At 59.5% G+C, this 18,754-nt stretch carries 14 protein-coding genes; 9 read left to right on the top strand and 5 right to left on the bottom strand.

The genetic code is table 11. The features are described from left to right. Positions 1-83 precede the first annotated feature (83 nt). From fdhF to ACLEIV_RS08200, 5 genes are all read right to left on the bottom strand, one after another. Positions 84-2,948 carry a formate dehydrogenase subunit alpha gene (fdhF, locus tag ACLEIV_RS08180; protein ID WP_410456156.1) on the bottom strand — a complete coding sequence of 955 codons (2,865 nt, stop codon included), beginning with the start codon at positions 2,946-2,948 and terminating at the stop codon, positions 84-86. Between the two features lie 3 nt (positions 2,949-2,951). Then, the gene (locus ACLEIV_RS08185) at positions 2,952-4,499 is read right to left on the bottom strand and encodes a formate dehydrogenase beta subunit (RefSeq protein WP_410456157.1); all 1,548 of its coding nucleotides are present in this window, start codon (positions 4,497-4,499) and stop codon (positions 2,952-2,954) included. Next, positions 4,499-4,990, bottom strand: a complete 492-nt coding sequence (locus tag ACLEIV_RS08190; RefSeq protein ID WP_410456158.1) for a formate dehydrogenase subunit gamma — start codon at positions 4,988-4,990, stop codon at positions 4,499-4,501. The genes ACLEIV_RS08185 and ACLEIV_RS08190 overlap by 1 nt, the downstream gene beginning before the upstream one ends. A 153-nt stretch (positions 4,991-5,143) precedes the next feature. Further along, positions 5,144-6,343: a formaldehyde dehydrogenase, glutathione-independent gene (gene fdhA / locus ACLEIV_RS08195; RefSeq protein ID WP_477529386.1), complete on the bottom strand. Its 1,200-nt coding sequence runs from the start codon at positions 6,341-6,343 to the stop codon at positions 5,144-5,146. Positions 6,344-6,582: 239 nt separating this feature from the next. Beyond that, positions 6,583-7,503, bottom strand: coding sequence for a LysR family transcriptional regulator (locus tag ACLEIV_RS08200; RefSeq protein ID WP_410456159.1), 921 nt, complete (start codon positions 7,501-7,503; stop codon positions 6,583-6,585). Between the two features lie 143 nt (positions 7,504-7,646). Between ACLEIV_RS08200 and ACLEIV_RS08205 the strand changes: the two genes are divergently transcribed. The 9 genes from ACLEIV_RS08205 to ACLEIV_RS08245 all read left to right on the top strand — a co-directional run bounded on the left by ACLEIV_RS08205 (position 7,647) and on the right by ACLEIV_RS08245 (position 18,729). After that, positions 7,647-9,059 carry a sodium:solute symporter family protein gene (locus ACLEIV_RS08205; RefSeq protein WP_410456160.1) on the top strand — a complete coding sequence of 471 codons (1,413 nt, stop codon included), beginning with the start codon at positions 7,647-7,649 and terminating at the stop codon, positions 9,057-9,059. A gap of 305 nt (positions 9,060-9,364) precedes the next feature. Beyond that, positions 9,365-10,603, top strand: a complete 1,239-nt coding sequence (locus tag ACLEIV_RS08210; protein ID WP_410456161.1) for an NAD(P)/FAD-dependent oxidoreductase — start codon at positions 9,365-9,367, stop codon at positions 10,601-10,603. Positions 10,604-11,158: 555 nt separating this feature from the next. Further along, positions 11,159-12,310, top strand: a complete 1,152-nt coding sequence (locus ACLEIV_RS08215; protein WP_410456162.1) for an AI-2E family transporter — start codon at positions 11,159-11,161, stop codon at positions 12,308-12,310. 78 nt (positions 12,311-12,388) lie between these two features. Then, on the top strand, positions 12,389-13,123 hold the full coding sequence (locus ACLEIV_RS08220) for a response regulator (RefSeq protein WP_410456163.1): 735 nt from the start codon (positions 12,389-12,391) through the stop codon (positions 13,121-13,123). Next, positions 13,114-13,881: a substrate-binding periplasmic protein gene (locus tag ACLEIV_RS08225; protein WP_410456164.1), complete on the top strand. Its 768-nt coding sequence runs from the start codon at positions 13,114-13,116 to the stop codon at positions 13,879-13,881. Before ACLEIV_RS08220 ends, ACLEIV_RS08225 begins: the two co-directional genes overlap by 10 nt. Then, positions 13,882-16,140, top strand: coding sequence for an ATP-binding protein (locus tag ACLEIV_RS08230; protein ID WP_410456165.1), 2,259 nt, complete (start codon positions 13,882-13,884; stop codon positions 16,138-16,140). Between the two features lie 137 nt (positions 16,141-16,277). Beyond that, positions 16,278-17,753 carry a Na+/H+ antiporter NhaC gene (nhaC, locus tag ACLEIV_RS08235; RefSeq protein ID WP_410456166.1) on the top strand — a complete coding sequence of 492 codons (1,476 nt, stop codon included), beginning with the start codon at positions 16,278-16,280 and terminating at the stop codon, positions 17,751-17,753. Positions 17,754-18,030: 277 nt separating this feature from the next. Beyond that, positions 18,031-18,390 carry a putative quinol monooxygenase gene (locus ACLEIV_RS08240; RefSeq protein WP_410456167.1) on the top strand — a complete coding sequence of 120 codons (360 nt, stop codon included), beginning with the start codon at positions 18,031-18,033 and terminating at the stop codon, positions 18,388-18,390. A 72-nt stretch (positions 18,391-18,462) separates the two neighbouring features. Beyond that, positions 18,463-18,729, top strand: a complete 267-nt coding sequence (locus ACLEIV_RS08245; RefSeq protein WP_410456168.1) for a DksA/TraR family C4-type zinc finger protein — start codon at positions 18,463-18,465, stop codon at positions 18,727-18,729. Positions 18,730-18,754 lie beyond the last annotated feature (25 nt).

Raw genomic sequence — 18,754 nt, forward strand, 5'->3', positions numbered from 1 at the left:
CTCTGAGGGATCCCCAAAAAAATGAGGGCGCCTGTCAGACAGGCGCCCTCTTTTTTGATGTCCGTTCAACCTATAACGGAGACTTACCGACTCCCCTGCTCACTCCCGGCCTCAAGATGGTCCAGCTGCTCGCGGGTAAAGGCATAGAACTTCTGCTGCCAGTCGGACAGGGCATGCGTATCCGTGCCCAGCACCTGCACCGCCGTCACCTTGTATTCCGGGCAGTTGGTGGCCCAGTCGGAGTTATCGGTGGTGATCACGTTGGCACCGCTGTGCGGGAAGTGGAAGGTGGTATACACCACTCCCGGCTGCATGCGCTTGCTCAACCTGGCCTTCAGCACCGTATTGCCGGTGCGGCTGGCGATGGTCACCGGCTGACCGTCCGCTATCTGCCTGAGCTGGGCATCGTGCGGATGGATTTCCAGCACGTCCTCGCTGTGCCAGACGTTGTTGTCGGTGCGCCGGGTCTGGGCACCGACGTTGTACTGGCTGAGGATACGCCCCGTGGTCAGCAACAACGGGTAGCTTTCCGACACCTTCTCGGTGGTGGGAATGAACTCGGTCACCACCATGCGCCCCAGGCCGATGGGGAAGCTGTCGCCGTGCATGATGGGCATACCGTCCGGATGCTCGTCGTTGCAGGGCCACTGTATGCTGCCCAGCTCGTCCAGCTTGTCGAAGCTGACATTGGTGAACGAGGGCGTCAGGCTGGCGATTTCATCCATGATCTCGGAAGGATGATCGTAATGCATCGGGTAGCCGAGGGCATTGGCCAGCGCCATGGTGACTTCCCAATCTTCCTTGCCCGCCAGCGGCGGCATCACCTTGCGCACCCGGTTGATGCGGCGCTCGGCGTTGGTGAAGGTGCCGTTCTTCTCCAGGAAGGTGGAGCCGGGCAGGATCACATGGGCGAACTTGGCGGTCTCGTTCAGGAAGAGATCCTGCACGATAAGCAGCTCCAGCGAGCGCAGCGCCGCCTCCACATGATGGGTGTTGGGATCCGACTGGGCGATGTCCTCCCCCTGCACATACATGGCCTTGAATTCGCCATTGATGGCGGCATCGAACATGTGCGGAATTCGCAGCCCCGGCTCGGCATCCAGGCTGACGCCCCAGGCCGCCTCGAACCGGTGGCGGATCTGGTCGTTGTTGACCGGCTGATAACCGGGCAGCTCGTGCGGGAAAGAACCCATGTCGCAGGAGCCCTGCACGTTGTTCTGGCCCCGCAACGGGTTGACCCCGACCCCGGGTCGGCCGATATTGCCGGTGGCCATGGCCAGGTTGGCGATACCCATTACCATGGTCGAGCCCTGGCTGTGCTCGGTGACGCCCAGACCATAATAGATGGCGCCGTTGCCGGCGGTGGCATACTGACGGGCGGCCCGGCGAAGCGTCTCCGCCGACACGCCAATCACGTCCGCCATCTGTTCGGGAGCATGACGCTCTTCGGCAACAAAGGCACGCCAGGCGAGGTAATCCTCCGGTTCACAGCGCTCGGCTACAAAGGCTTCGTTTTCCAGACCTTCGGTGACCACCACATGGGCCAGGGCGTTGATCAGGGCCACGTTGGTACCGGGCCGTATCGGCAGGTGAATACCCTCGCCCGCATGGGGGGTGTCCAGCAAATCAATCTGACGCGGGTCGGCCACAATCAGGCTGGCCCCTTCGCGCAGACGCTTGCGCATCATGGAGCCGAAGACAGGGTGGGCGTCGGTGGGGTTGGCGCCAATCACCATGATGCAGTCGGCTTCCATCACGGAGTCGAAGTCCTGGGTGCCCGCCGACTCGCCCAGTGTCATCTTGAGGCCATAGCCGGTGGGGCTGTGACAGACCCGGGCACAGGTGTCGGTGTTGTTGTTACCCAGCGCCGCCCGGATCAGCTTCTGCACCAGATAGGTTTCTTCGTTGGTGCAGCGAGACGAGGTAATGCCGCCCACGCTCTTGCGGCCATGCAACTCCTGCACTTCGCGCAAACGGCGAGCGGAAAAGGCGATGGCCTCCTCCCAGCTGACTTCGTTCCAGGGATCATCGATGGACGCCCGTATCATCGGCTTGGTCAGCCGGTCCTTGTGGGTGGCATAGCCGAAGGCGAAGCGCCCCTTGACGCAGGAATGACCATGGTTGGCGCTGCCGCCCTTCCAGGGGGTCATACGGATGACCTTGTCGCCTTTCATTTCGGCCTTGAACGAGCAGCCCACGCCACAGTAGGCACAGGTGGTGATCACGCTGTGCTCGGGCTGGCCCTGATCGATGACCGATTTTTCCATAAGAGTCGAGGTCGGGCAGGCCTGTACGCAGGCACCGCAGGAGACACAGTCCGATTCAACGAAATTGGTGTTCTTGCCGGTCGACACCTTGGAGTCGAAGCCCCGGCCTTCGATGGTCAGGGCGAAGGTGCCCTGCACCTCGCCACAGGCCCGCACACAGCGGGAGCAAGCGATACACTTGCTGGGGTCGAAGCTGAAATAGGGATTGCTTTCGTCCTTGACCGCCTCCAGGTGGTTCTCGCCGTCGAAGCCGTAGCGCACTTCGCGCAGGCCCACGGCACCCGCCATGTCCTGCAACTCGCAGTCGCCGTTGGCCGGGCAGGTCAGGCAGTCGAGGGGATGATCGGAGATATACAGCTCCATCACATTGCGGCGCAGTTTGGCCAGCGCCCGGGTCTGGCTGCGTACCACCATGCCCGGCTCGACCGGCGTGGTGCAGGAGGCGGGATAACCACGCCGCCCCTCGATTTCCACCGTGCACAGCCGGCAGGAGCCAAAGGCTTCCATGTTATCGGTGGCGCACAGCTTGGGGATGTTGATGTCGGCCCGGGCCGCCGCGTGCATCACGGAAGTCCCTTCGGGCACAGTGACCTCGACACCGTCTATGTTCAGGGTGATCAGGTTTTCCGACAGCCGGGCCGGCGTCCCGTAATCCTTCTCGGGATAAAAATGTTCAACCATCTTTTACGCCCCCTTCGAGTCGTTGAAATCTTCGGGAAAATACTGGAGTGCGCTCTTCACCGGGAAGGGTGTCATGCCGCCCATGGCGCACAGGGAGCCGTGGATCATGGTGTCGCACAGGTCTTCCAGCAATTCGATATTGGCGGCCCTGTTGTCGCCCTCGATGATCCTGTCGATCACCTCGACCCCGCGTACCGAGCCAATCCGGCAGGGAGTACACTTGCCGCAGGACTCTTCGACACAGAATTCCATCGAGAAACGGGCCTGCTCGGCCATGTTGACCGTGTCGTCAAACACCACCACGCCCCCATGACCGAGCACGGCACCAATCTTGGTGAAAGACTCGTAATCCAGCAGTACATCGAACTGCTCCGGCGCCAGATAGGCGCCCAGCGGGCCGCCCACCTGCACGGCGCGCACCGGCCGGCCGCTGCGGGTACCGCCGCCGAATTCATAAATCAGATCATGCAGGCGCTGGCCGAACGCCAGCTCCACCAGGCCGCCCCGTTCCAGGTTGCCGGCCAGCTGAAACGGCAGTGTGCCCTTGGATCGCTCGTAGCCGTAATTGGCGTAATAGGCGGCGCCCTCGCTGAGGATGGCGGGAATGGCGGCGAAGGTGAGCACGTTGTTGACCACGGTCGGCTGACCGAACAGGCCGACGATGGCGGGCAACGGTGGCTTGGCGCGAACCATGCCGCGCTTGCCTTCCAGACTTTCCAACAGCGAGGTTTCTTCGCCGCAGATGTAGGCGCCGGCGCCGAGCCGTACTTCCAGCTCGAAGCGGCGGCCGCTGCCGGCAACATCGGTGCCCAGTATGCCGGCGGCGTAGGCCCGCTCGATAGCCTGGTTCAGCAGCTCATGGGCCAGCGGGTATTCTTCCCGCAGGTAGATGTAACCCTGGGTGGCGCCCACCGCCAGGCCGCTGATGATCATGCCCTCGATCAGCATATAGGGATCGCATTCCATCACCATGCGGTCGGCAAAGGTGCCCGAGTCGCCTTCATCGGCATTACAGACGATATATTTCTGTTCGGCCGGCGTGTCCAGCACCGTCTGCCACTTGATACCGGTAGGAAAGGCCGCCCCGCCCCGGCCGCGCAGACCGGACGCTTTCACGCAATCGACCAACTGCTGGGCCGACAGGCTCACCGCCTTGTCCAGCCCCTTGAAACCGTCCAGCTCACGGTAGTCGTCCAGCGATACCGGGTCCGAGATACCGATGCGAGAGAAGGTCACCCGCTGCTGCTGCTTGAGATAGGGAATTGCTTCGGTCAGGCCCTGGGCCAGTGGGTGCTCGACCGCACCGCGCTCGAAGCCGGCGTCGAACAGGGAAGACACATCGTCCAGCTCGACCGGGCCGAAGGCATAACGGCCTTCATCGGTGGATACTTCCACCAGCGGCTCCAGCCAGAACAGCCCCCGGGAGCCGTTGCGGACCAGCTCGATATCCATGCCACGCCGTTCGGCCTCGCGCCGGATCAGGGTCGCGACCTCGTCGGCACCCAGTGACAGGGCCGTGGTTTCATAGGGAACATAGACACGCAGCGTCATTATTTCAGCTCCAGTTTAAAGGTGGTCAGCTCGTCTACCAGACGGTCGAACTTGGACGGGCTCATACGACCCTTTATCTTGTCGCCGACTCTGATGGAAGGACCGGTGGCGCAGTTGCCCAGGCAATAGACCGCCTTCAGGCTGATGTCCTGGTTCGGGGTGGTCTGATCGAAGCCGATGTTCAGCTTTTCCCGCACATGGCGTTCTAGCTCACGGCTACCCTGGGCCTGACAGGCCTCGGCCCGGCAGACTTCAATCACGTGTCGGCCCGGCTTCTCGCTACGAAAATAATGATAAAAACTGATCACCCCGTGCACATCGGCCGCGGTGCTGCGTAAATGGGTCGCTATCACCGCGATGGCGGCATCGGGAATATACCCGAACTGATCCTGGATACGATGCAGGATGGGCAACAGCGCGCCGGGTTTGTGTTTTATTGACGTCACTATCGCTTCGATGGTGTCAAGAACGCCTGCTTGAGTCTCATCCATATCATCAACCTTGTAAAAACGGTCATGGAGGCTGTCTGATCAACCGCCATGAACAGTACTGTTCTGCCGGCCGCTCCTGACCGGATGATTTTTTTCAACCAAAACATGCCCTCCACCGAGAGATGGAAGGCATGAACCAGTCAACCCTATCCGTTACGCCGGGACCATACCATGGGGGTCGATCACAAATTTCTTCGCCACTCCGCCGTCAAATTCGGCATAACCCTGGGCGGCCTGATCCAGGCTTATCACCTGTACGTTGACCGCATCGGCGATCTTCACCTTGTCGAACAGAATCGCCTGCATCAGGGGTCTGTGATACTTCATCACCGGACACTGACCGGTATGGAAGGAATGGGACTTGGCCCAGCCCAGACCGAAGCGCATGCTCAGGGCACCCTGCTTGGCAGCCTCGTCGACGGCACCCGGATCTTCGGTAACATACAAGCCGGGAATGCCAATCTGGCCGCCGGCGCGGGTCAGAGCCATGGCCGAGTTCAGCACGGTAGCCGGCTGCTCCTTGCCATGGTCACAACCGCAACCGTGCGCCTCGAAGCCGACACAGTCGACGAAGGCATCGACTTCACGCTCGCCCAGTATCTGTTCAATCTTGTCTTCCATCGACCCTTCTTCGCGCAGATCTATGGTCTCGCAACCGAAGCTGCGTGCCTGGGCCAGACGGTCCGGGATCATGTCGCCAACGATGACGCAGGCGGCGCCCAGCAACTGGGCCGAGGCGGCGGCAGCCAGGCCGACCGGGCCGGCACCGGCGATATAGACGGTAGAGCCGGGGCCGACACCGGCGGTAACACAGCCGTGGAAACCGGTGGGGAAGATGTCGGACAACAGGGTCAGGTCGCGGATTTTTTCCATCGCCTGATTCGGATCCGGGAACTTAAGCAGGTTGAAGTCCGCATAGGGCACCATCACATACTCGGACTGGCCACCGACCCAGCCGCCCATGTCCACATAGCCGTAGGCGGCGCCGGGACGGGCCGGGTTGACGTTAAGGCAGATGCCGGTTTTGCCTTCCTTGCAGTTGCGGCAACGGCCACAGGCGATGTTGAACGGCACGGAAACGATGTCGCCCACCTTGAGGAACTCGACATCGCGGCCGCATTCGATGACTTGCCCGGTGATTTCGTGGCCCAGCACCAGGCCGGCTTCGGCGGTGGTTCGCCCACGCACCATGTGCTGGTCACTACCGCAGATGTTGGTCGCCACTACCTTGAGAATCACCCCGTGGTGACAGGCACGTTTTCCGATGGCCAGCTCGGGGAAGGCGATGGATTGCACCTCGACCTTGCCCGGACCGGTATAGACAACACCTCTGTTTCCGTGAATTGCGCACATAATCAGCATCCTTTTTCTTAACGGGAGTCAACGCCGGCACCTGGCCCGCGCGTCACAAACCGCGACAGGCAGCCTCTGTGCCCCTGTCAAGGTAGCCGACAGTAAACAGCCGAAGCCCTTTCGCCACATTGCTGATTAAGACACCGACATGCCAAAACGAGACATGGGATAAAACCACGGCCAACCGCAGCCCCGCGAAAGGCTTATGTGAAAAGGTCAACCTGACGCATCGGTCACCGTCACTCTTTGATCAACGACTGCACCAGATGATCGAATTCCTCCTTGAGAGCAACCTGAAAGTGGCGACAAAGCCGGGAAACAAGGTGAAATTTAGGCAGGATAATGGCGACCTCAAATTCGACCAGGGGTCTGAAAGGCCGCAAAATGACCTGACTGTCACTCCTCTTGCCGTATTCCATCGCGGTAACAGGATCGATCAGCGCATATCCAACCCCTTCATTGACCAAGGCAATCGCCGAGGGGAAAAGCTGGGTTTCGGCAACCACATTAAGCTGACAATCGTGCTTGTTTGCCAGACTCCGCAACTGCATGGTGGTTTGATGCGCATCACCCAGGGTTATCATTGGCTTGTCATCCAGATCCTCTATGGTTATTTCATCTCTGGCTGCCAGCATAGAGCCTTCGGGTAACGCACAGAGCATCTCGAACTTATAAGAAAAAACCTCCAACTCATTTTTAGACTGCGGCCTTTCGACAATGCCAAGATCGAAGTGGCCGGCGGCAACCCACTCCTCCACCTTCCTGGAAGGAAAGGTCTGCAGGGAAAGCTTCACTTCCGGGTTGTCACGCATAAAACGGGCGGCAATCTTGGGCGTGATGGTCGACAACCCCGGCATACACCCTATCTGCAGTTTACCGACCCGGCCATGTTTCAGGTTCTCGGCCAGCTCCTCGAGGTTATTCAGCGCCGTCAGCACCCGCTCTACACCTTCGGAAAAGGACTTGGCTTCTATCGTCATTTCGGTGCCGTAATGGTTCCGCTTGAACAGCAAAAAACCCATATCACTTTCGAGGTTGGCGATGGCGGTACTGACTGCCGGTTGCGTCAACCCCAATCGCCGCGCCGCCTTGCTGATGCTACCTCCACCCATAACCTCTTGAAATATATATAGTTGCTTTGCGTTTATTTTCGGGATCATGCGTTACCTCGAATCGCTTTTGCCGTTAACCAACGTTGGGTAAAAATATAATTTATACAATCATCAAAAAGTATTATTTGTTCCTATGACTGAATGGTTAACATAATCAATACATCTTCACAACAAACAAGGGATGTAGAGTGATGCACTATTTAGATGTGACGGGCCTGCTGGCCTACTTTATTTTGCTGGGATACATAGGATACCGCAGTGTCAAAAAAGTGAATTCCAGCGCCGACTTTGCCGTTGCCGGCAATAAAATAACCTGGCCCATCCTGTTTGCTACCCTGGCGGCCTCCTTCCTCGGTGGCGGCGCCTCCATGGGGCGGGCCGGGCAGGCATTTGATCACGGCTACGCCTTTATGTTCGCGGCCAGTGCCTTTCCGATTGCCACCGTGCTGACAGGGATCTTCATTGCCCCAAAACTGAAACGGTATATCGGTGCTCATACGGTGGGCGACATCATGGAACAGCAGTTCGGCCGTTATGCCCGGCTGATTACCGGACTCTTTTCACTGATATTCTGTATCGGAATCCTGGGTGCCCAGGCTCTGGCGGTCGGGACCGTGTTCAATGCCATCATCGGCATCGACATTACCACCGGCATCCTGATCGGCATGGGGGTGGTGCTGCTTTATTCCACCATTGGCGGCATGTGGGCGGTTATTCAGACCGATGTGGTGCAGTTTCTGATGCTGGCCATCTTCATGCCAATTACCCTGATGATCGGCATCAATGAAGTCGGTGGCGCGGAGCAACTGATTGCCCGGTTGCCTGACAGCCATTTCAGCATCATGGGCGATTACGGCCCCGGCATGTTCCTGAGCCTGTTTATCGCCTTTCTGCTGGGTGAAACCCTGGTGCCTCCCTATACCCAACGCGCACTGGCGGCACCCGACTCTCGCAATGCCAAGATCGGCTATACCATCTCGGGTCTGTTTGGCTTCCTGTTCTATTTTGTCAGCTCGACCATTGGCCTGATTGCCCTGATCCTCTATCCGGATATCAGCCCGGATCTGGCCATGCCCGAGCTGATCAGAACCGCCCTGCCCCTGGGCATCACCGGCCTGGTGCTCGCCTCCTTGCTGGCGGTGGTGATGTCGACTGCCGACTCCTATCTCAACTCGGCGTCGGTCATCTTCGTCAAGGATATCTACCAGAGCTTTATCAACCCCGATGTCGGCGAGAAAAAGAAACTGTGGATTGAACGTCTGGTGAATCTGTTGATAGGTATTGGCGCCATCGTGTTCGCCCTGTATGCGACCTCCATCATCGATGCTCTGCTGATCAGTTATTCGCTGTGGGCGCCGACCATTCTCATTCCCTTTGTTCTCGGTGTGCTCCTGGACCTTAAATGCAGCAAATCGGCCATCGGTGCCATCATCGCCGGTGCTCTGGTCACCATGGTATGGAAATGGGGCCCCTGGGATCTGAGCGGCATGACGGGACTGTCGGCACTGGTCGCCGGCGTATCGGCCAACCTGCTGACCTTTACCGTGATTTATCACACCTTTAAAAACGGCCGCTCGGCCACGCTTATCACCAAAAACAGTTAACAAGGAGTTCAGATATGCATTGGTTCGAATTCGCCATTTATGCCACAGCCGCCACCTGTATTCTGACGGCATTGGCTATCGGTGTTATGTCCTACAGATTCTATAAAGAAAATTAATGAACAGGGGGGCTCGCCCCCCTATCACCCCTTATTGCCCTGTTAAATAACCGATGCTCTCTGCTTTAGGCCGCTATCAGGTTCAGCAATAGCCTCCCATGGTATTCCGGGACGTCTGAACCTCAGGAGCCGTTATTTCACAGCGCACCTTGTCACTGTCATTCGAGTCAATCAGGTGATTTTATTAACATGAAACACATCATAGTGGTCGGCGCAGGTATTGTTGGCCTCTCCGTCTCCAAAGCATTACTGGACCAGGGTTATCGAGTGACCTTGCTGGATGAGAGCCAACCCGGCTCGGGTACTTCGTCGGGCAATGCCGGTCTTATCGCCAATTATGCCACCACCCCGCTGGCCAACCCCGACAGCCTGCGCTCTATGCTGACGGAAATCATCCGCAGCAAACGCGCGCTCTCGATCGATCCCCGTTATCTGACCGAGCTGACCGGATTTGGCCGCGCTTTTCTGCGTGCCATCGGCAACGGCCCCTTTACCGACAACAAGCGGACCCTGGTCGAGCTGGTTGCCAGAGGAACCCTGTTGCAGCAGCAGTTACTGAAAAGCCTGGGCTCGGATGAGATATATCAGACCAAGGGATGCCTGCAGGTCTATCGCCAGGTTCCCGCCATGGGTCCGCAACTGGCCGCGCTGGCCACCGCCAAACAACGGGACGGGGTCATGTGTGAAGCCCTGGATCGGGAGTCATTACTGAAACTGGAGCCGGGTCTTAACTCACAAGGTTTGGAGGGCGGCCTCTGGTATCCGGATACCTGGTCGCTGCGTCATCCCCGACAGCTCTGCACACGACTCCATGAGCAACTGCTGGTACAGGGACTGGATTATCGGCCATTAGCGGCCGATAGCGTAAAACAAGTGGGTGACCGCATCCAGGTAAGGGCCGGCAGTCAGGAGCTGGCGGCCGATGCCGTGGTGCTCTGCGCCGGTATGGGCAACCAGCCGCTGCTGGCGCCTCTGGGAGTCAAGCTGCCGGTGGTCAGCGAACGCGGCTATCACCTGATGCTGGACGATAAGGATCTGGTACTGAACCGGCCCGTCGGCTGGCTCGCTCATTATTTCTATGCCACCCCGATGGACAACGGCATCCGCATCGCCGGTACCACGCAATTTGCCCAACCGACGGCGCCCGAGGCACAGGGCAGGTACCACCATATGCAGGACTGGGCCGAAAGCCTGTTCGGCCGGCCGGTTACGGTGACGTCCCGCTGGATGGGGGTCCGCCACAGCAGCCCCGACTCGCTGCCCGTTATCGGCGCCCTGCCAAACCATAAGCGTGTGATCCTGGCCTTTGGCCACGGCCACCTGGGCATGACCCTGGCCGCATTCACCGGCCAGATGGTCGCCGACTGCCTGACCGGCCGGCAACCCGACAGGCTGGCCACGGCGCTCTCGCCGAGCCGCTTCCTTTAAGATGTACCGGTATCGTTGAGCAGATAGGAGTCGGGTTAGCGTTCGGACGCCACCAGTCGTGACAGGCGGTCACCACTGAGCCTCTGCTCGGATACCCGACGGTAAACCGCCGTTACCCTCCGGTAACATGACCGGTGGAAACATCGACATACCAAAACAAGAAACGGGCATTTGTTGAGCTACGCCCTGCCCGTACCAGGCAACATCGACCCGCCGCCTTACCCATACGGGGGCCAGACCACCCGATCAATAAAGCGCTCCGGCGCCATCATGCGACCGGGCGGCCAGCAGCGATTAACATGTAAAAGATCTCATCAGATGCCGCACCCGGTACTGGCTTGCTACGTGCAGAATCCGCATTGCCAAGCCTGACTTGGCGATGTTGCAAGTCGGAGGCGAGGAGTAACCGCAATGACCGCAATTCCCCGCTGGCTGAGGCCCGGACTCACTCAATACCGCGACCACTCCTCGTTTTTTTTACAGGGTTTAATGGTCATGTATCCTCCGACAAAATGCGGTTAAACTCTGCATACAGCAAAACCGGACACCGACTCCATGAAAGACCCAGATGACACATCATTCGACAGCAAAAAGGCAACCGACGACCAAAAGAACCTGATCGACGCGGTTAACGTGCGCAGTGTCTCGCTGATCATACTGGCGTCGGTGGCGACCGTGTATTTTATCGACTGGGCGCAGGCGGTGCTGCTGCCGCTGATGGTGGCTGTCTTCATCAGTTATGCTCTGGATCCGCTACTTTCCCCCTTCGACCGGCTCAGGGTGCCTCGTCCCGTCAGCGCGGCCATGGTGATGTCCGTCTTGCTGGCAGTCATGGTCAGCGCCAGCATCCCCTTGCAGCGTGAAGCCGTAATCATGCTGGACAAGGTACCGGTGGCCATCAGCAAGTTCAAACGCACTGCCGCCACTACCCCGCCCAAAGAGGCGGGAATCATAGAAAAAGCCCAGGCTGCGGCCAAAGAAATTGAAGAAAGCACCAGTGGCAAGAAGCAGCAAGCCAGAACGCCGGGCGTGACGGCAGTGCGCATCGTGGATAAGCCCTTTGATGTGCAGGAATATTTGCTTGGCGGCGCCTCGGCGGCGCTGGTCATGGTGTCCCAGAGTTTTTCTGCCCTGCTGCTGGTGTATTTCATGCTGGCGGTGGGCAAGCTGTATCGGCGCAAGGTGACCCGGATCTCGGGCCCCTCGTTTGAACGCATGCGCAAGGCCGCCCGTATCATGGATGACTTTCATCATCAGGTGCGCCGCTTCCTGTTTGTCATGCTGCTCAGCGCCGTTTTTGTCGGCGCCTTCACCTGGCTGGCATTCTGGATGCTCGGTGTGGAACAGGCCGGCCTCTGGGGTGTACTGGCCGGTGTGGCCAGCGGCATTCCCTATCTGGGTCCGCTGCTCGTGTTGCTGGGCACCGGCATGGCGGCCTTTTTACAGTTCGGTACCCTGGACATGGTGCTGATCGTGGCCGGTACTTCGCTGGCGGTCACCAGTATTCAGGGCTATCTGCTGACCCCCTGGCTGACCAGCCATCTTTCCAGTCTCAACCCGGTGGCCATTTTTGTCGGCCTCTCATTCTGGGGCTGGATATGGGGCCCGGTGGGGCTGATTATCGCCACCCCCATGATGATGGTGATCAAGTCGTTGTGTGACCACGTCACCAACCTGCGGCCTATGGGCGAACTGCTGGGAAAATAGACGGCAACATTGACAGTTGTGCGTCGGCGGTGGTAGAAGTTGGCCGCCGGGCTCGCACGTATACAACAAGAAAGAAAAATGAGAACAACCGATATGGATATCCGCATCTTGATTGTGGAAGACGACGACACCACGCGGGATTGCCTGGTGGAGTACTTCAGGGTAGAGCAGCACCAGGTATTTGCGGCCCGGAGCGCGGAAGAAGCCGAGCAGATACTGAGCGGGCAGGATATCGACCTTGTCCTGCTGGATATCCGGCTGCCGGGCAAGGACGGCCTGACCTTGACCCGGGAGCTGCGCGCCGCTTCCGAAGTGGGCATCATATTGGTGACCGGCCGTCAGGACGATATAGAACGCATCATCGGCCTGGAATGCGGTGCCGACGACTATGTGTGCAAACCCTTCAACCCCCGCGAGCTGCTGGCCCGGGCCAAGAACCTGGCCCGCCGGGTACGCACCGTGTCGCCCTGGGCCGACACGGCTCCCGCGACCAACATTCATCGGTTCGACGACTGGCGCATCGATCTGGATCGTCGGGTGCTGCTCGATGAAGATGACCGACAAACCCCGCTGACTCACGGCGAATACCAGCTGCTATGTGCCTTTTTACGTCATTCGGGGCAGACTCTGTCACGGGATCAACTGCTGGATCAGATAAAGAACCGCGAGTGGGCCCCCAACGACAGAACCATAGACGTGCTGGTGGGCCGGCTGCGGCGCAAACTGCAAGACGATCCGGCCCAGCCCAGGATCATCCTCACCATGCATGGTGCCGGATACGTCTTTACCCCAAGGCCGGTACCATGCCACTGATCCTCACGCTGCTGCTTGCCCTGCTGCCGGCGCTGTCGTCTCACGCTCAGGAACCGGTTCAACCCCGCCCTCTCACCGCCTGTGGCCACCCCATGTATCCGCCCCTGTCGTGGGAGCAAGGGGGCGAACTGACCGGCATAGCTCCCCATCTGGTCCGCAAGCTGCTGGCCGAGCACGGCTATTCGGTCAACATGCGGGTATTCGGCAACTGGGAGCGCTGTCAGCTGGCAGCACGCCAGGGCAAGGTGGATCTGATTGTTGCCGCCTACAAAACCAGTCAGAGGGAGCGGGACTTCCGCTTCAGCGACACGCCCATAGTGGCGGATCCTGTGGTGCTCTTTACCCATTTCGGCAACGGCAATCAGTCCCCCTGGAACCTGTCAGACAAGACACTTGGCTTGCTGTTTGGCGACAGCTTCGGTGACGATTTCGATAAGACCGCCACCCGCCATCCTCATGTTGAGCGGGTATCCACCGGCGAGCAGAACTTCCGCAAACTGGCACTGGGCCGTATCGATTACATGCCCATTGGTCTGTCCACCGGCAAGTTGCAGGCACAAAAACTCGGACTGAACGGGCAGGTGCTTGCCCTGCCCGAGCTGCTTACCCTGGAGCATTACCATCTGGCCCTGCCCAGAGGCTCGGTACTGGAGCCCCTGCTGCCGGCCCTGTCCGCTCGGCTGCGAGAGCTTGCCGACGACCGTTATATTCAACGCATTACCTTCTATTTTGAACGCCGTTATCTGGATACACCCTGAATGCATGCCCTGTTGACCCTGTTGCCCCGCTACCGGCGGCGGCATCCACTGAGTTTTCGCCTGTTTCTGCTGGTACTGGGCGTCAGCCTGACGCTTTCTCTGCTGTCCACCGCCTTTCAGCTCTTGCTCGACCATCGCCAGATAAAACAGGATCTGGACGATCGGCTCGCCCTCATAGAGCAGAGCTACCTCGACAGCCTGACCCAGAGCCTATGGGATCTTAACCTGCCGCAAGCCCGGTTACAGCTGGAGAGCATGCTCGACATGCCACACATGGCCAGGCTTTCGGTGACCGGGGACGCCCTCGCAGATCCCTTGGTGTTTGCCCGTCATAACAGCGATGAAGGCATGCATAAACACGGTTTCGATTTGATTTATCCCAGCCCGGTGCTGGGGCCCCAGAGAGTGGGCCGGCTGGAGGTTGCCTTCAGCAAGCACAGTATTCGTCAGCAGTTGCTCGATCATGCCCAGACCATACTGCTGGGCCAGACCCTCACGATACTGGCCATCGCCTTTTGCCTGATGCTGGTGTTTCAACGCCGGGTCACCCGCCATCTGGAACGCATGGCCCGCCATGTGGCGCAGATTGGCGAAGGGCAGCCAGGCAGCCCGCCGCTGACCCTGGCCCGTCCGCCCGGCCAGTTGCCCGACGAACTGGATACCCTGGTAGGCGCCATCAACACCATGCGCCGCTCGGTCGAGCGCCGTCAGAACGAACTGCAGCATGACAAGGATAGGCTCGAAGCCCTGGTCGACAAACGCACTCACCACCTGCGCCAGGCCAAGGAGGCGGCCGAGGCAGCCGATATGGCCAAAAGCCGCTTCATCGCCAACATGACCCACGAGCTGCGCACCCCCATGAACGGCATTCTGGGCACCCTTACCCTGCTCAGAACCGCCCTGAAAGACAGCCCGGAACAAGAACTGCTCGACATACTGCAGCACTCGTCCGAGCACCTGCTGATGTTGCTGAACGACGTGCTCGATTATGCGGCGCTGGAGCAGGGCCCGCTGCCCGAAGGACCGGCTCCCTTCGCCCTGAACGAGCTGCTTGAAAGCAGTGTTGCCATGATGCAGGGTTACGCCGAGGCCAGACAGATCCAGCTGCAACTGGATGCGCCCGATGCCCGGATTTGGCTCTCGGGTCATGCCGGCCGGCTGCGTCAGGTGCTGATCAACCTGCTGTCCAACGCCACCAAGTTCACCGATACCGGTGGCCGGGTCACGCTCGGAGCCAAAGCGGTAGACGCAGGCTGGCAGTTCAGCGTAGAAGACAACGGCATCGGCATTGCCCCCGAACAGCAGGACCGCATTTTTCAGCGCTTTACCCAGGCCGACGAAAGCATCAGCCGGCGTTATGGCGGCACCGGGCTGGGGCTGGCCATCTCCAAACGGCTGATCGAAGCCATGGGCGGCAGCATGACACTGCAAAGCACCCCCGGCCAGGGCAGCCGATTCGGCTTTATCCTGCCGCTGCCACCCGCCGCTACGCCGGCCACAGAACAAGAGACCGAACTGGCCGCCCTGCCCAGCCTCAGCCTGCTGCTGGTGGAGGATGTGGCCATCAACAGGGCCATTCTTGCCGCCATGCTGGAGCAGCATGGCCATCTGGTAAGCCAGGCGGAAAGCGGCGAACAGGCGCTCGAGATGACCCATCATCAGGCCTTTGACCTCCTTCTGATGGACATGCATCTGCCGGGTATGGACGGCCTGGAAGCCAGCCGCAGTATTCGCCATCAAACGCAGGGGTTGAACCGGGACACCCCGGTCATTGCCCTCACCGCCAGTGTGGCCCCCGACGACATTCGCCGTTATCTGGCCGCCGGGCTCAGGGCCGTGGTGGCCAAGCCGGTGCAATGGCCAAGACTCACTCAGGCGTTAAATCAGGCGCTGGGAGTTCGCATACAACCGGAATTGGAGCAGCCCCTGCTGCAGGAACACCTGCGGGTACTGGGCCGCCCCCGGCTGCAAGCCATGCTGCACCGCTTTGCCGACGAGCTGCCGGCCGAACAGGCGGCCCTTGAACGGGCGCTGGCAGAAGAAGATCACCTGGAGCTGGGCCAGCTGGCACATCGACTGGGCGGCACAGCCCGCATGCTGGCTCAGACCCGGCTGGCCGGGGTGCTGGCACAACTGGAGCAGGCGGCCGAAACTCAGAGCTTACTGACACACAACCTCGCCGGCGAGCTGATCCAGGCGACAAATGAAACTCAAAAAGAGCTCTTTTCGCTCATCGGTCGCCTCGATAGCAACAAATAAAACAACATCTTTACAATTTTTTACATTTGCCCCGTAACTGTCATACATGGTGGCCTTAGTCTGAAGAAATCCCCCGGGATATATGGCGTCGGCCGGTTGCACAAACCGGCCAGACTCACAGGCTCAAGGAGAGAACCATGACCACAACAACACCCCGCAAACCCGGCTTCTGGCTGGCCTGCCTGCCCATAGCACTGACCTTTGTCGTGCTGGGCGTGCAGCTGTTTTATTTCGGCAACTTTACCCCTCATATTCCGCTCGCCATCGGCGTGGCCATCACCGCCCTCATCGGCTGGCTGCGCGGCTACCGCTGGCCCGAGATGGAAGACGGCATCATGCACGTGGTGCGCCTGGGGCTGCAATCGGTGGGCATTCTGATTATCGTGGGCATGATCGTCGGCATCTGGATTGCCAGCGGTACCGTGCCTTACCTGATCAAGCTGGGCCTGAGTCTGATCTCTCCCGAGCTGTTTCTGGCCGCCAGCGTGCTGATTTGCGCCGTGGTGTCGGTGTCGCTCGGTACCTCGTGGGGTACCACCGGTACCGTGGGCCTGGCGCTGATGGGCATCGGCAACGGTTTCGACATTCCCATGTACTGGACCGCCGGCGCCGTGGTGTCGGGCGCCTTCTTCGGTGACAAGATGTCGCCGCTGTCGGACACCACCAATCTGGCCCCGGCGGTAACCGGCGTAAATCTGTTCGACCATATCCGCAACATGCTGCCCACCACCATACCGGCCATGCTGATTGCCCTGGTCATCTATCTGTTCGCCGGCTTCAGCCTGATTGGCGAACAGGCCGTGGACTTCGGTCGCATCGAGGCCATCATCAACGGCCTTGATCGGCACTTCAATCTGTCGTGGCCGCTGCTGCTGCCCCTGGGCGTGACCGTGCTGCTGGCGCTGAAGAAAATGCCCGCCCTGCCCACCCTGTTTGCCGGCGCCATGCTGGGCCTGGCCACCGCCATGCTGACCCAGGACGTAGGCCTGCAGCAGGCCTTCAACTTCATGTTCAGCGGCTATCAGATTGATACCGACGTAAGCGAAATCGACGCCCTGCTCAACCGCGGCGGCATTCAGAGCATGACCTGGGTGATCACCCTGATGCTGGTGGCCCTGGCCTTCGGCGGCGTGCTGGAGCGCACCGGCTGCCTGGAAGTGATAATGGAAAAAATCCTGACCCGTGCCAACAGCTTCGGTGCCATCCAGTCTTCCGCCATCGCGACCTCTGCCATGACCAACGTGATTGGCGGCGACCCCTATCTGTCCATCGCTCTGCCCGGCCGCATGTTCGCCCCCGCCTACCGAGCCAAGGGCTATTCGGCGCTCAACCTGTCGCGGGCCGTTGAAGAAGGCGGCACCCTGATATCGCCCCTCATTCCCTGGAACGCCGGTGGCGCCATCGTGATCACCGCATTGGGCCTCGGCATTGCCGAAGGCAACACCGAGAACCTGTTGTACATACCACTGGCCTTCGCCTGCTGGCTGTCGCCGCTGATCGGTATGGCCTACGCCCACCTGGGCTGGTTCTCGCCCAAACTCGGCGCGGAAGAAGCGGCACAATGGCAACGGCAAGAAGCCGAACTCGTCCCCGAGCCGGTGCCGACGAAATAACGCACCGCAAACACAAAAACGAGCCTCTCGGCTCGTTTTTGTGTTGAAGTCTTTGCATACTCATACCCGCAGCATTAAACATTCGATATTTTCTACGGCATGCCAATCTAAGACAACGGGTCCGCTCCGCCGACCCGTTCAAGCGCATCCTTGTGATGCTCGGCACATGACGTCCCTATCAAGGGCAGGCAGCGGGAACGAACTCGAGGGGCCGGATCTTGCCTTTTGCCCTTCATTCCGACTCGTCGTTTACACAACTCAAAGAGAGGAAAGCCTCGTGTTCATCGCCGTATATGAATTTGAAATCAGGGACGGTAAAGAACAGCCGTTTCGTGAGTCCTGGCTGGCCGTCACCCAAGCCATTTATCGGCACTGTGGCAGCCATGGTTCGCGCCTGCATACGTCAGATAGGCCGAATATCTTGATCGGCTATGCCCAGTGGCCGAATCGTGCCCAATGGGAGCAAGACAAGTCACTTGAAGATCCGGCATATCTACAGGCCCGGCAAAACATGCGTGAGTGTCTGATCTCATCCCGAACCGTATATGAGCTGGAGGTATGCGATGACTATCTGCAAACCGATTTGGCTCCAATCTGTGTTCCCGCACAAGGCATGGTGGCGAGCAAAGGGATATGATGGTGATGTGAGTCATTACTTATATCGCAGCAACATAACATTGTCGGTTGTCAGGTGAGAGGAGGAAACACCATGGCCGGAGGATGGTCACGAGACGGCGCCGTTCAGGATCAGATAGACGCCAGTGTGGAAGACGCGGTGCAGAATGCCCGCAGCCGGTTGGGTGCCGGCGAGAGTCTGAGCCACTGTGAGGAATGCGACGCTCCCATTCCCGAGCCGCGCCGAAAGGCGGTGCCGGGCGTGCGGTTGTGCATCGGGTGCCAGAGCGAACAGGAAAAGCAGCGCAAGGCGGTCGACGGCGTCAACCGCCGCGCAAGTAAGGACAGCCAGCTAAGGTAAGGCTTGAAAGTGCAGACCAACGGAA

It is taken from the genome of Oceanisphaera submarina, from assembly GCF_046521305.1.
GTDB lineage: Bacteria > Pseudomonadota > Gammaproteobacteria > Enterobacterales > Aeromonadaceae > Oceanimonas > Oceanimonas submarina.

Bases quoted from the DNA above. Each gene is read 5' to 3' on its own strand.
- fdhF (WP_410456156.1), bottom strand. From the start codon at position 2,948: ATGGTTGAACATTTTTATCCCGAGAAGGATTACGGGACGCCGGCCCGG.
- ACLEIV_RS08185 (WP_410456157.1), bottom strand. From the start codon at position 4,499: ATGACGCTGCGTGTCTATGTTCCCTATGAAACCACGGCCCTGTCACTG.
- ACLEIV_RS08190 (WP_410456158.1), bottom strand. From the start codon at position 4,990: ATGGATGAGACTCAAGCAGGCGTTCTTGACACCATCGAAGCGATAGTG.
- fdhA (WP_477529386.1), bottom strand. From the start codon at position 6,343: ATGTGCGCAATTCACGGAAACAGAGGTGTTGTCTATACCGGTCCGGGC.
- ACLEIV_RS08200 (WP_410456159.1), bottom strand. From the start codon at position 7,503: ATGATCCCGAAAATAAACGCAAAGCAACTATATATATTTCAAGAGGTT.
- ACLEIV_RS08205 (WP_410456160.1), top strand. From the start codon at position 7,647: ATGCACTATTTAGATGTGACGGGCCTGCTGGCCTACTTTATTTTGCTG.
- ACLEIV_RS08210 (WP_410456161.1), top strand. From the start codon at position 9,365: ATGAAACACATCATAGTGGTCGGCGCAGGTATTGTTGGCCTCTCCGTC.
- ACLEIV_RS08215 (WP_410456162.1), top strand. From the start codon at position 11,159: ATGAAAGACCCAGATGACACATCATTCGACAGCAAAAAGGCAACCGAC.
- ACLEIV_RS08220 (WP_410456163.1), top strand. From the start codon at position 12,389: ATGAGAACAACCGATATGGATATCCGCATCTTGATTGTGGAAGACGAC.
- ACLEIV_RS08225 (WP_410456164.1), top strand. From the start codon at position 13,114: ATGCCACTGATCCTCACGCTGCTGCTTGCCCTGCTGCCGGCGCTGTCG.
- ACLEIV_RS08230 (WP_410456165.1), top strand. From the start codon at position 13,882: ATGCATGCCCTGTTGACCCTGTTGCCCCGCTACCGGCGGCGGCATCCA.
- nhaC (WP_410456166.1), top strand. From the start codon at position 16,278: ATGACCACAACAACACCCCGCAAACCCGGCTTCTGGCTGGCCTGCCTG.
- ACLEIV_RS08245 (WP_410456168.1), top strand. From the start codon at position 18,463: ATGGCCGGAGGATGGTCACGAGACGGCGCCGTTCAGGATCAGATAGAC.